This is a genomic window from Bradyrhizobium sp. Mp19, assembly GCF_029952935.1.
GTDB lineage: Bacteria > Pseudomonadota > Alphaproteobacteria > Rhizobiales > Xanthobacteraceae > Bradyrhizobium > Bradyrhizobium elkanii.
In genome coordinates this window covers 150729-162908 of sequence record NZ_JASAUT010000006.1, presented here as the reverse complement: position 1 = coordinate 162908, position 12180 = coordinate 150729, and the positions used below count along the sequence as shown (strand labels likewise).

12 protein-coding genes are annotated in these 12180 nt (G+C 64.8%); 8 read left to right on the top strand and 4 right to left on the bottom strand.

All coding sequences use genetic code 11. The annotated features are described in order from the left end of the window. The first annotated feature begins 90 nt into the window (after positions 1-90). From rpsM to QJT82_RS10350, 6 genes are all read left to right on the top strand, one after another. Positions 91-459: a 30S ribosomal protein S13 gene (rpsM, locus tag QJT82_RS10375; RefSeq protein WP_028339308.1), complete on the top strand. Its 369-nt coding sequence runs from the start codon at positions 91-93 to the stop codon at positions 457-459. 114 nt (positions 460-573) lie between these two features. Continuing rightward, entirely contained in the window at positions 574-963 is a 390-nt protein-coding gene (rpsK, locus tag QJT82_RS10370; protein ID WP_006021048.1) for a 30S ribosomal protein S11, read from the top strand. 119 nt (positions 964-1082) lie between these two features. Continuing rightward, complete coding sequence (locus QJT82_RS10365) at positions 1083-2114, top strand: DNA-directed RNA polymerase subunit alpha (protein WP_035631062.1); 1032 nt, start codon at positions 1083-1085, stop codon at positions 2112-2114. Between the two features lie 189 nt (positions 2115-2303). After that, a complete protein-coding gene (gene rplQ, locus QJT82_RS10360) occupies positions 2304-2720 on the top strand; it encodes a 50S ribosomal protein L17 (RefSeq protein ID WP_028339307.1) in 417 nt (138 codons plus the stop codon). Between the two features lie 290 nt (positions 2721-3010). After that, entirely contained in the window at positions 3011-3805 is a 795-nt protein-coding gene (locus QJT82_RS10355; RefSeq protein ID WP_028339306.1) for an SDR family oxidoreductase, read from the top strand. A 6-nt stretch (positions 3806-3811) separates the two neighbouring features. After that, entirely contained in the window at positions 3812-4108 is a 297-nt protein-coding gene (locus QJT82_RS10350; RefSeq protein WP_028339305.1) for a DUF1330 domain-containing protein, read from the top strand. 102 nt (positions 4109-4210) lie between these two features. Here QJT82_RS10350 and QJT82_RS10345 read toward each other — a convergent pair whose 3' ends face one another. The 3 genes from QJT82_RS10345 to QJT82_RS10335 form a co-directional block, all read right to left on the bottom strand. Next, positions 4211-5338, bottom strand: a complete 1128-nt coding sequence (locus QJT82_RS10345) for a hypothetical protein (RefSeq protein WP_028339304.1) — start codon at positions 5336-5338, stop codon at positions 4211-4213. Between the two features lie 53 nt (positions 5339-5391). After that, positions 5392-6471, bottom strand: a complete 1080-nt coding sequence (locus QJT82_RS10340) for a phosphotransferase (RefSeq protein WP_028339303.1) — start codon at positions 6469-6471, stop codon at positions 5392-5394. A gap of 387 nt (positions 6472-6858) precedes the next feature. Then, positions 6859-7872, bottom strand: a complete 1014-nt coding sequence (locus tag QJT82_RS10335) for a zinc-binding alcohol dehydrogenase family protein (protein ID WP_028339302.1) — start codon at positions 7870-7872, stop codon at positions 6859-6861. Positions 7873-7990: 118 nt separating this feature from the next. Here QJT82_RS10335 and QJT82_RS10330 point away from each other — a divergent pair, with 118 nt between their 5' ends. Then, positions 7991-8368 (top strand): helix-turn-helix domain-containing protein, encoded by a 378-nt coding sequence (locus QJT82_RS10330; protein ID WP_028335471.1) that lies wholly within the window; start codon positions 7991-7993, stop codon positions 8366-8368. A 501-nt stretch (positions 8369-8869) separates the two neighbouring features. Here QJT82_RS10330 and QJT82_RS10325 read toward each other — a convergent pair. Then, positions 8870-10468, bottom strand: coding sequence for an OprO/OprP family phosphate-selective porin (locus QJT82_RS10325; protein ID WP_028339300.1), 1599 nt, complete (start codon positions 10466-10468; stop codon positions 8870-8872). Between the two features lie 341 nt (positions 10469-10809). Here QJT82_RS10325 and QJT82_RS10320 point away from each other — a divergent pair, with 341 nt between their 5' ends. Continuing rightward, the gene (locus QJT82_RS10320; protein ID WP_155258366.1) at positions 10810-12168 is read left to right on the top strand and encodes a DegQ family serine endoprotease; all 1359 of its coding nucleotides are present in this window, start codon (positions 10810-10812) and stop codon (positions 12166-12168) included. Positions 12169-12180: the final 12 nt, after the last annotated feature.

Genomic DNA, 12180 nt, shown 5'->3' with positions numbered 1-12180 from the left:
CGTCGTGTTCGCGTTTGTGGACACAAGCCCGAGAGAGCAAGAACTCGAGAAGCCCGTATCCGTGATGGATCGGCGACAGGAGAGAAGTCCGTGGCCCGTATTGCCGGCGTCAACATTCCTACCAACAAGCGCGTCCTGATCGCGCTTCAGTACATCCATGGCATCGGCCAGAAGCACGCGGCCGACATCGTGGAGAAGGTCAAGATCCCGCTGGACCGTCGCGTCAACCAGCTGACCGACCAGGAAGTCCTGCAGATCCGCGAAGTCATCGACCGCGACTATCTGGTCGAGGGCGACCTCCGTCGTGAGGTCGGCATCAACATCAAGCGGCTGATGGACCTCGGCTGCTATCGCGGCCTGCGTCATCGCCGCGGTCTGCCGGTGCGCGGCCAGCGCACCCACACCAATGCGCGCACGCGCAAGGGGCCGGCCAAGGCGATCGCCGGCAAGAAGAAGTAAGTTTTGCGAATTGCGGGTGGGGAGTAGCGAATGGAAGTTCGCTACTCGCCATTTGCGTTTTGAGGTGTAGCCGCTGGCACTACGGCGGCGTCGAGATCACAGGAAAGGTTTGAAATGGGCAAGGAAGCCACCCGCGTACGCCGCCGCGAACGCAAGAACATCGCCTCCGGCATCGCGCACGTGAATTCGTCGTTCAACAACACGACCATCACCATCACCGACGCGCAGGGCAACACCATCGCCTGGTCGTCAGCCGGCACCATGGGCTTCAAGGGCTCGCGCAAGTCGACCCCCTATGCCGCGCAGGTCGCGGCGGAAGACGTCTCCAAGAAGGCGCAGGAACACGGCATGCGCACGCTGGAGGTTGAAGTGGCCGGTCCGGGTTCGGGCCGTGAGTCGGCGCTCCGCGCGCTGCAGGCTGCGGGCTTCACCGTCACCTCGATCCGCGACGTGACCACCATCCCGCACAATGGCTGCCGTCCGCGCAAGCGTCGGCGCGTTTGATCTGTAAGTCGCGGGCGGCCTCTGGCCGCCCTGCGATGGTTTTTGGAATTGACCGCGCGGACTGATCCGCGATCTCCAACGCCGGGTTCGGCCATTCGATTTGGCCCTGTGACCGGCAAATGGGTGAAACAGTGACGATCCAGAAAAATTGGCAAGAACTCATTCGACCGAACAAGCTGCAGGTGACGCCGGGCTCGGACGCGAGCCGGTTCGCCACCGTGGTCGCCGAACCGCTCGAGCGCGGCTTCGGCCAGACGCTCGGCAACGCGCTGCGCCGCATCCTGCTGTCCTCGCTGCAGGGCGCGGCGGTGCAGTCGGTGCATATCGACGGCGTGCTGCACGAGTTCTCCTCGATCGCCGGTGTCCGTGAAGACGTCACCGACATCGTCCTCAACATCAAGGACATCTCGATCAAGATGCAGGGCGAAGGCCCGAAGCGCATGGTCGTGAAGAAGCAGGGCCCGGGCGCCGTCACCGCGGGCGACATCCAAACCGTCGGCGATGTCACCGTGCTCAACCCCGACCTGCAGCTCTGCACGCTGGACGACGGCGCCGAGATCCGCATGGAGTTCACGGTCACGACCGGCAAGGGCTATGTCGCCGCCGAGCGCAACCGTCCCGAGGATGCGCCGATCGGCCTGATTCCGGTCGACAGCCTGTTCTCGCCGGTCCGCAAGGTCTCCTACAAGGTCGAGAACACCCGTGAGGGCCAGATCCTCGACTACGACAAGCTGACCATGACGATCGAGACCAACGGCGCGATCACGCCGGAGGACGCCGTGGCCTACGCCGCGCGCATCCTGCAGGATCAGCTCAACGTGTTCGTCAACTTCGAAGAGCCGCGCAAGGAAGTCACGCAGGAGATCATCCCCGATCTCGCGTTCAACCCGGCGTTCCTCAAGAAGGTCGACGAGCTCGAACTGTCGGTGCGTTCGGCAAACTGCCTGAAGAACGACAACATCGTCTACATCGGCGACCTCGTGCAGAAGTCGGAAGCGGAAATGCTCCGCACCCCGAACTTCGGCCGCAAGTCGCTGAACGAGATCAAGGAAGTGCTGGCCCAGATGGGTCTGCACCTCGGCATGGAAGTGCCGGGCTGGCCGCCGGAGAACATCGACGAGCTCGCCAAGCGCTTCGAGGATCACTACTGAGAATTCGTCGTTCCGGGGCGATGCGCGAGCATCGAACCACAGATGCGCAATTGCGCATCGGGGAACCTCGAGATTCCGGGTTCGGCTCTGCGAGCCGCCCCGGAATGACGACCGGGCGAACGCAGGCAGCCCACCTGAGCAACATGTCCGACGAACCGTCGCGGCAGTTTACAAAGTAAGGAATAGACTATGCGTCACGGCAAGGTTCATCGGAAGCTCAACCGCACCGCCGAGCACCGGCGTGCGATGTTCGCCAACATGGCGGCCGCGCTGATCAAGCACGAGCAGATCGTCACCACGCTGCCGAAGGCCAAGGAGCTGCGGCCGATCGTCGAGAAGCTCGTCACCCTCGGCAAGAAGGGCGGCCTCGCCCTGCGCCGCCAGGCGATCTCGGAGCTGCGCGACGTCGACCAGGTCAAGAAGCTGTTCGACACGCTGGCGACCCGCTACAAGGACCGCCAGGGCGGCTACACCCGCATCATCAAGGCCGGCTTCCGCTACGGCGACAACGCGGCGATGGCCGTGATCGAGTTCGTCGACCGCGACGTCGACGCCAAGGGCCAGGACTCCGGTCCGACGCAGGACAAGGAAGCCGAGGCGGCGTAAGCCGGGCTACCGAGCCAGATTTTGAGAACGGCGCCTTCGGGCGCCGTTTTTGTTTGGCGGCGGCGCTCCTTCCAGCCGTCGTCCTGGCGAAAGCCAGGACCCATTACCCCAAATCTAAATTGCTGCGCGACGCTGGGGCTCAAATCCTTCTCATAATCACCTGCGGTGGTAATGGGTCCTGGCTTTCGCCAGGACGACGAGGTGTGTTCTATTTCCTCACGCATCGGTGAGACACAATTGCGGTGCATCATGTGGCGCCCGATATCCATCGACATCAATGGAGATGACAGATGAAAATCGACCTTTCCGGAAAGACTGCGCTGGTAACCGGCTCCACGGCGGGCATCGGCAACGCCATTGCCAAGGGGCTGGCCGAGACCGGCGCCGAGGTCGTGGTCAATGGCCGCGGTCAGGCCAAGGTCGATGCAGCGGTTGCCGCGATCGGGAAGGCCGTACCCGGCGCAAAGGTCCGCGGCATTGCGGCCGACGTCTCGACCGCGGCGGGCTGCAAGGCGCTGCTCGCGGCGCTGCCGGAGGTCGACATCCTCGTCAACAACGCCGGCATCTTCGAGCCGAAGCCGTTCTTTGACATTCCCGACGAGGACTGGAGCCGCTTCTACGAGGTCAACGTGATGTCGGGCGTCCGGTTGTCGCGCGGCTACATGCAGGGCATGCTGAAGCGCAACTGGGGCCGCATCGTCTTCATCTCCTCCGAATCCGGCCTCAACATCCCGACCGAGATGATCCATTACGGCATGACCAAGACCGCGCAGCTTGCGATCGCGCGCGGGCTCGCCGAGCTGACCAAGGGCACCGCCGTTACCGTCAACTCGGTGCTGCCCGGGCCGACGATGTCCGAGGGCGTCGAGACCTTCGTCAAGGATCTCGCCAAGCAGAACGGCCAGTCGGTCGAGGAGGCGGCCTCCAACTTCGTCAAGCAGCACCGGCCGACCTCGCTGCTGCAGCGCTTTGCCAGCACCGAGGAGATCGCCAATCTCGTGGTCTATGTCTGCTCCAAGCAGGCCTCCGCGACCAACGGCGCCGCGCTGCGCGCCGAGGGCGGCATCGTCAACACCATCGCGTGAGGCCGCATGCCGGCCTATGTGATCTCCGAGGTCGAGATGCGCGACGCCGCGACATTCGAGGCCTATCGGACGCTGGCGGCGAACACCATCGCACAATATGGCGGGCGCTATGTCGTGCGCGGCGGCACAGTCGAGGTGGTGGAGGGCGGCCCACCACCGAACGCGATCGTCATCGTCGAATTTCCGACCATGGCCCGCCTGCGCGAATGGTACGCGTCACCGGAATACGCCGAAGCGTTGAAGCTTCGCGCAACCGCGCTGGAGCGACGCCTTCTGTTCGTCGAGGGCGTGCCGCCGATCTAGAGCTTTTCCCGTTCCGATGGAATCGGAACGGGGCTCTAGATTCTTGTTTTGACGCGTTTTCTTCACGCGAACCGGTATCCACTTCGCTCGAAAACGCTCTAGCTATCCCTTCGCGCCGTCCAGGAATTCGCTGAAGCCGGCGGGGCGGTAGGGGCCGAAGCAAATCTGCTCCAGCACGCCAATTCCGGTGTGGCCGCCCTGGCGGGCGCGGACCACCTGCTGCACGTGCACATTCTCGCGGGCCAGTGGGTCGAGCGTCGATGGATCGAACGACTCGCCGCCGGTCTCGAGCTCGCCCTTCCACATGCCCTGGCCCCATTGCGGATGGCCGTAGCCGAGGCCCTTCATCTGGAATTTGAGGATCGGGTCGAGCGCGATGGTCGCGGTGTGGCCGTCGATATCGACGAGGTCGATTTCAGCCGACTGCGCGAGCCGGGTGTTCGGCACGTATTTGACGCGATGCCGCGCGGTCGCCATGCGGCGGTCGAGGCCGTCGACCACGCCGGGGATCTCGGCCTCGCTTCGGTAGAGCGGCGCGGTGATGCCCTCGCGGACCAGCGCCTCGCCCTGCGTCCCGTCGAAGAAGATCGCGTGCGAGATGTGGTCGTCCCAGACCAGCGGCGCCCAGAGGAAGAACACGCTCGGCGGCGGCATCGGCGCGCCTCCGACGTCGCGTTCGCCGACATTGCGCACGCCCCAGGAGCGATCCTTGGTGCCGTAGCAGGTGCGATCGTCGACCTTGATCCCGCCGTCGGGGTGGCTGATGACGCCGCTCCAGCGGCCGAACTGGTCGAACCGGGTCGAATCCATCGCGCGGCGGTCGCCCGACCAAAGCGTCTGGCGCGCTTCCTGGATCGCCGCGGTGCGCGCGGAGAAGGTCAGGTCGCAGGCGAGGCCCGTCGCATTGTCGTCGAGCACGACCCGGGTCCGCAGCATCGGTTCGAGCACTTCGAGCCTGAACGGACCGACCTGCATCTCGGTGCGCTCGATCGGGGCGCGCCGCGAGCCGTAGAAGCAGTGCTGCCGTCCGCCGCGTTCCGCGACGCTGAAGGCGCAATCGAGGATCTTGCGGTGCGGGTAGATCGCGATGCCGATGCCGAAATAATACGCGCCGTCGGCGGTGTAGCCATTGAACCATGTCCGGTCATAGACATTGCGGTCGCTGGTCGAAGGAACCGCGATCGGCTCCGGCGTCTGGTGGATGGGGAAGTCGTCCAGTTTGTTAAGCACGCCGATCCCTTTCGCTGTCCTGACGCGTTGTATCCACTTCGCTCGATAGCGCGTCAGTCCTGCCAGTATGAAAAACTGTTGTGGTCCAGCGCTTGCGCGCAGGCGCCGCGGGTCATTTTCAGGAACAGCGCGTCGCCGCGCTCGGAGCGCTGCACGCTGAGGGCGGAGACGACGCCCATCATGATGCCATGCAGCGTGTAGCGCCGGTAATCCCGCCAGCAACGATCCCAGTCATAGTCCCGCACGCCGCGCCGGATCAGTTCCGAATGATAGAACCGCACCAGGTCGGCCTCATGAAGCCGCCGTTCGATCGGGTCGATACCGGCCGAGAGGAAATAGGCGACGTCGACGATTCCTGGGCCCACTGTCAGCGTCTGCCAGTCCAGCGTCGCCATCGGATGGGTATTGCCGCGGACGTCGAACAGCATGTTGTCGAGCCGGAAATCCGCGTGCTGGAGGGTTCGCGGCGCCGATCGATCGGACTGGTAGCGCGATAGCGCGTCCGGAAGCCGGTCGATCAGATCAAGGAATTCCGGCTCGATCACGCCGCGATATCGCTCCTTGTAGTGACCGATGATGCCGGGCAGCACCGCGCGAAGGTCTCTGCGCCGGCTTGCGGCCACCACGAAGCATGGCACCGCATCGAGGCTCGGGTCGTTCCATCGCGGCGCATGCAACGCCGCGGCCTCGGTCATCGCTGTCAGGCAGTCCGTGATCACGCATCCGGCGAGCTGATCACCCGCGCGCGCCGGCGCGAGGTCCTCCAGGATCAGCGTGAAATCGTCGGTTGCCGGATCGATCTCGGCCAGGATCGGCCGTGGGGTGTGAATGGCGACGGTCGCCGCCAGCTCGCGATAGAACGCGACCTCGCGGACGTAGAGCGTGTGCGCGGAACCGGAGCGGCGGCTGTCGGGATCCGCGGCCGGGAATTTGCCGACGACGCTCAAGGGAGCGTTCGGCTCGTCACCGTCATAGGTCAGACGAAATCGATAACTGTCGCCGACGAGGCCATTGCCGACCGGCTTGCACGCGAGATCGACGACCCTGACCTGGTCGATTACACCGGCTTCGCGCAGCGCCCGCGTCATCCACTCCGGATCGATCCGCGACGGATCGGCCGTGAGCAAATTCATCGGTTTCCTCCCATCCCCCATGTATTCCCTTGGGGCGTCACCACCGCTCCAGCCACGTCTTGCGCGGTTGGATTGAGGACGGGGTGATCGTTGCGCAAATCATACAGGCGATGCTGTGGCTTTGGCAAAAGCCACCCGCCGGCCTGTGGGGATATCTCGCGAGGTGCGGTGGGCGGGTTTGCTGCTCTTACTGCGTTGCAGCTGCTTCTCCACGGATCCTGCGCCCAGCCGTCATTGCGAGCGAAGCGAAGCAATCCATCTGCCCGCAAACGCGGTTGGGCGGATTGCTTCGTCGCTTCAGCGCAAAGTTGCTTCGCAATTTTGTCGCGAGCTCCTCGCAATGACGGCGGAGGTAGAGCCGTAACGCAGCAGGCCTAACCCACCCGTCTACCAGCCTTCCAGCACGATCTTGCCGCGCGACTTGCCGCTTTCCAGCAAAGCGTGGGCGCGCTTGAGGTTCGCGGCGTTGATGGTACCGAAGGTCTGGTCGAGCGTGGTGCGCAGCACGCCCTTGTCGATCAGGTCGGCGACATCGTTGAGCAGATGATGCTGCGCGATCATGTCAGGCGTCTGGAACGAGGAACGCGTGAACATCGATTCCCAGTGCACCGACACCGCCTTGCCCTTGAACGCGGCGACGTTGAATTCCGGCGGATCGTCGATCAGGCCGAACTTGCCCTGCGGCGCGATGAAGTCGGCGATCGACTTGTAGTGCTGGTCGGTGAAGGTGAGGCTGGCGACGAGGCCGACCGGCGGCAGCTTCAGTTTTTCGATCTGCTCCTTCATCGGCTGCGAGTGGTCGATCACCGCATGGGCGCCGAGATCGCGGCACCACTTTTGCGACTCCGGCCGCGTTGCGGTCGCGACCACGGTCAGCCCGGTGAGGCGGCGCGCAAGCTGGATCAGGATCGAGCCGACACCGCCGGCGCCGCCGGTGATCAGTAGCGTGCGCGGATCGAGGCTCTTGCCCGGCACCGCGCCGAGCCGGTCGAACAGCAGCTCCCACGCGGTGATCGAGGTCAGGGGCAAGGCGGCGGCCTGCGCGAAGGACAGCGACGCCGGCCTGTTGCCGACGATGCGTTCGTCGACCAGGTGAAATTCCGAATTGGTGCCCTGGCGCAGGATCGAGCCCGCGTAAAACACCTCGTCGCCGGGCTTGAAGAGCGAGACTTCAGGCCCGACCGCGTCGACCACGCCGGCCGCGTCGAAGCCGAGGATCTTGTATCCGCCGTCGGTCGGCGCCGCGCGCTTGCGCACCTTGTAGTCGACCGGATTGGCCGAGATGGCCTTCACCGCGACGCGGATGTCGCGCCCCTTCGGCTCGGGCTTGGCGATCTCGAAATCGACGAGCGAATCCGCCGCCTCGATCGGCAGCGATTTTTGGTATCCGACGGCCTTCATGCCTGGTCTCCGTGGTGGGCGATTGCCTGCCGTCTTACCTGTCGCGCTGGCGTCCTTTTGGCAAGTACTGTAAAAACAGGGAACTAGTCCCTGTTTGTATACTATTGGGAAATATCCCATGAAACGGCAGAATTTTGCGCGCCGCCCGGGCTGCGCGGTCGAGGCAGCGCTGGACCTGATCGACGGCAAATGGAAGGGCGTGATCCTGTACCACTTGCAGGCCGGCACCCAGCGGTTCGGCGAGCTGCGGAAGCGGATGCCCGGCATCACCCAGCGCATGCTGACCAAGCAGCTGCGCGCGCTCGAGGACGATGGCCTCGTGATCCGCAAGGTCTATGCCGAGGTGCCGCCGCGGGTCGAATACACGCTTTCCGAACTCGGCGAGAGCCTGCGCCCGGTGATCGATATTTTGAAGGCCTGGGGCGAGGGCCATCAGGAGCGGCTGTCCTGCGCGCCGGCGCCGGAGGTCGTTGTGAAGAAGAAGCGCGCGGCCTAGGGCTGAGGTGCAGTTGAACTGGTCGTGCGGCAAACTCCGCTGCACCTCTCCCGCTTGCGGGGTCAAGACAAGCGGAGCTTGCTCTTAGGTCGCATCGCATCTTATGCGATGCGGGTGGGGGCTCTTTCCACAATGTGACTCGTGGAGAGAGCCCCACCCTGGCCCTCCCCCTCCTGGGCAGGCTATCGCATATGCCCCTTGGCGACTGCGCAAGTGCTGGGCCTCGTGGTTCGAGACGCGCCGCAAGCGGCGCTCCTCACCATGAGGGTCTACTATTGTGCCGCAAAACAAGACCTCATCCTGAGGAGCCCGCCGAAGGCGGGCGTCTCGAAGGATGGCCACGAGGGCACCGCCACGAAATGCGATAGCCCGGCCCGCAAGCGGGAGAGGGACCGCAGTTTCGATGCCGCTACGGCTCGATGATTTCACGCATTTCAGAGCAACAAAAACGGCCGGAGCGATGCCCCGGCCGTCTATGAGTTCGTCTCAGCTCAGATCGCCTCAGAACGCGACCTGCGTGCGTAGCGCGACCGCGTCGAACTTCGAGCCGACGTCCGCAGTCGAAGTCGCCGAGGCCTGCTTGGCGATATCGCCGTGCAGGTAGTTCAGCATGAAGCGGACGTTGTTGTTGACGTACCAGTTCAGCGCGGCGGTGTAGACAGTCTGCCGTCCGCCCGCGATGCCGACCGCCTGCGCGATCTGATCGTTGAGGTCCATCGTGCTGACGCGGCCGGCGATTTCCCAGGCGCCAATGCCGCCGCCGGCGAGCGAGAACGGATCATGCGGCTTGATACCGCTATAGGAGGCCGTCGCCGGATTGTAGGCGTGGTTCTCGCCGGTCAGCACGTAGCCGACCTGCGCGTAGCCGCCGTCGAACTTCAGGCTCGGCGCGCCGAACGGCGGCAATCCGGTGTTCGCGGAGCGATCGACATTGAACCAGTAATATTCGCCCTGTGCGATGAACGGACCATAGGTCGCGGCCGCCTCGACGCCGTAGACCTGCGCGCCGGAGACGTTGGCGATCGCACCGGTCGAGATCAGCGTCGTCGGATCGATGCGCAGCTCGGGCCGGTCGCTGAGCGTGAGCGTCTGCGCCTGCGTCAGCTGGTTGCGTGGCGGCTGCACCAGCCATTCCGCATCGGCGCCGATATGCACCGAATAGTTCTTGCCGCTGATCGGATTGCCGGCGACGCGGATGACCCCGCCATACTGCTCGGACGTGCCGGCCGGCGAGGCCGAGGACGCGGAGTGGATGGCGCCCGACGTCGGTCCGGTGACATAGCCGCCGATCCAGAACTGGTCGTTCCACCAGCGGGTGCCGGCGGCCGAACGGAAGTCACCTGCGGCGATGTTCTGGGCGATGATGCCGACCGAGGCGCGCTCCATGAACAGGATGTCGTTGGAGCTGGTCGCTTCGTCGAGCGTCCACGGCACGTCCATGATGCCGCCTTCGATCGCCATCTTGCCGCCGAACGGCTTGAAGCCGGTGTAGCTCAGAAACGCATTCTCGATGCCCGAGGTGCCGCCGCCGGGCAGCGATCCCGGCGCCGCGCCGCCGAAGCCGTCGGACGAGCCGCCGAAATCGTAGATCAGCGAGTAATTCCAGTCGCCGAAGAATTTGCCGACGATGCCGATGCGTGCGCGGCGGACGTTCTCGCCGCTGTCGAGCTTCTGCGGTGAGGTGCCTGCGGTGTTCGGACGATAGTCGTAGCCGCCGACATCCCAGTGCACGCGGCTCGTGATCGCGACGCAGTTCTGTTCGTCGGCGGTGCAGATCGTCGGCCGGTTGTTCGGCATCGTCACCACGACGCCGGACGGCGCGACCGGGCCCTTCACCGGGATCGCGGCGTTGGCGCTCGCCACCCGCGCGGCCTTGGCATCCGCCGCCTTCGCATTGGCGTTTGCGCTGGCCGCGGTTGCGGTATTGGCGTTGGTCTGCTTCTGCAGTCTGTCGAGCTTCTGCTCGAGCATCTTCAGCTGCTGCTTCAGCAGCGCGATCTCCGCATCGCTGCCGCCTCCGGCCGATTGTGAATAGGCCGGCGAGGCGGCGAGCGCCCCTGCCAGGCCGATGGCGATTGCACCAACTTTTGTCGCACCCATTGTGCACCCCTGTTGTGTTTGAAGTCCCCACTCACCGAACGGTCCTAGGAGCGTATCGTGACTGACGCACGACACTGCTTCCGGGCATCGCAGTTCCGCTTGTGGTCCGCAGGCAACAAGAGGAGCGGCGCAGTGAGATGACAGCCATCATAGAAGCTTGGCGGCGCGCTTCAACGCGGTGGCCGCGGGTTGTGCACCGGTCCGGCGGGGGGCCAGTTATCCGGCCCGGCGCCCTTCAATTGCCTGGCGAACACGACTATATTCCGGCGTTTCCACGAGAGGTGAGAATGCTCCGACCCGTCCGTTTTGCTGCCGTATCCGCTCTGTGCACGTTGGCCTTCATGGGGAATCTTTCCGCAGCCGCGGCGCAGGAGCGCCGCGTGCCGTCCTCGCAGGCCGAGCTGCAATTGTCCTATGCGCCGATCGTGCAGCGGGTGCAGCCGGCGGTGGTCAATGTCTACGCCGCCAAGACCGTGCAGAACCGCAATCCGTTCCTGGACGATCCGATTTTTCGCCGGTTCTTCGGCGTGCCGGGACAGCAGCCCGAACAGATGCAGCGGTCGCTCGGCTCCGGCGTGATGGTCGACGGCTCCGGGCTCGTGGTCACAAACAATCACGTGATCGAGGGCGCCGACCAGGTGAAGGTCTCGCTCGCCGACAAGCGCGAATACGAGGCGGAGATCGTGCTGAAGGACAGCCGCACCGACCTTGCGGTGCTGCGGCTGAAGAACACCAACAAGGAAAAATTCGCAACGCTCGACTTCGCCAATTCCGACCAGCTGCAGGTCGGTGACGTCGTGCTGGCGATCGGCAATCCGTTCGGCGTCGGCCAGACCGTGACGCACGGCATCATCTCCGCCCTGGCGCGTACTCAAGTCGGGATCACGGATTATCAATTCTTCATTCAGACCGACGCGGCGATCAATCCCGGCAATTCGGGCGGCGCGCTGGTCGACATGACCGGCCGACTCGCCGGCATCAACACCGCGATCTTCTCGCGCTCCGGCGGCTCGCAGGGCATCGGCTTTGCGATTCCCGCCAACATGGTGCGGGTGGTGGTGGCCTCCGCCAAGAGCGGCGGCAAGGCGGTGAAGCGTCCATGGCTCGGCGCGCGGCTGCAGGCGGTCACGCCGGAGATCGCGGAGACGCTGGGACTGAAGCTGCCGTCCGGCGCGCTGGTCGCCAACGTCGCGCCGAACAGCCCAGCGGCGAAGGCCGGGCTCAAGCTCTCCGACCTGATCGTCGGGATCGACGGCACGCCGATCGACGATCCCAACGCGTTCGACTACCGCTTCGCGACCCGTCCGCTCGGCGGCAACGCGGAGATCGAAGTGCAGCGCGCCGGCAAGCCGGTGAAGCTCACCGTGCCGCTGGAGACGGCGCCCGACACCAATCGCGACGAAATCGTGCTGACCGCGCGCTCGCCGTTCCAGGGCGCCAGGGTCGCCAACATCTCGCCGGCGCTGGCCGATGAGTTGCATCTCGACGCCGGCGCCGAAGGCGTCGTGGTGACCGAGCTCGCCGATGACGGCACCGCCGCCAATGTCGGCTTCCAGAAGGGCGACATCATCCTCGCGGTCAACAACGAGAAGATTGCGCGGACCAGCGACCTCGAGAAGGCCTCGAAGACCGGGTCGCGGGTCTGGCGCATCACGCTGGTGCGCGGCGGCCAGCAGATCAACGTGACGCTCGGCGGATGAGCCCAAAGGTGA

Excerpts from the sequence above, each read along its gene's own strand:
- rpsK (WP_006021048.1), top strand. The coding sequence starts at position 574 with ATGGGCAAGGAAGCCACCCGCGTACGCCGCCGCGAACGCAAGAACATC.
- QJT82_RS10365 (WP_035631062.1), top strand. The coding sequence starts at position 1,083 with ATGGGTGAAACAGTGACGATCCAGAAAAATTGGCAAGAACTCATTCGA.
- rplQ (WP_028339307.1), top strand. The coding sequence starts at position 2,304 with ATGCGTCACGGCAAGGTTCATCGGAAGCTCAACCGCACCGCCGAGCAC.
- QJT82_RS10355 (WP_028339306.1), top strand. The coding sequence starts at position 3,011 with ATGAAAATCGACCTTTCCGGAAAGACTGCGCTGGTAACCGGCTCCACG.
- QJT82_RS10350 (WP_028339305.1), top strand. The coding sequence starts at position 3,812 with ATGCCGGCCTATGTGATCTCCGAGGTCGAGATGCGCGACGCCGCGACA.
- QJT82_RS10340 (WP_028339303.1), bottom strand. The coding sequence starts at position 6,471 with ATGAATTTGCTCACGGCCGATCCGTCGCGGATCGATCCGGAGTGGATG.
- QJT82_RS10335 (WP_028339302.1), bottom strand. The coding sequence starts at position 7,872 with ATGAAGGCCGTCGGATACCAAAAATCGCTGCCGATCGAGGCGGCGGAT.
- QJT82_RS10330 (WP_028335471.1), top strand. The coding sequence starts at position 7,991 with ATGAAACGGCAGAATTTTGCGCGCCGCCCGGGCTGCGCGGTCGAGGCA.
- QJT82_RS10325 (WP_028339300.1), bottom strand. The coding sequence starts at position 10,468 with ATGGGTGCGACAAAAGTTGGTGCAATCGCCATCGGCCTGGCAGGGGCG.
- QJT82_RS10320 (WP_155258366.1), top strand. The coding sequence starts at position 10,810 with ATGGGGAATCTTTCCGCAGCCGCGGCGCAGGAGCGCCGCGTGCCGTCC.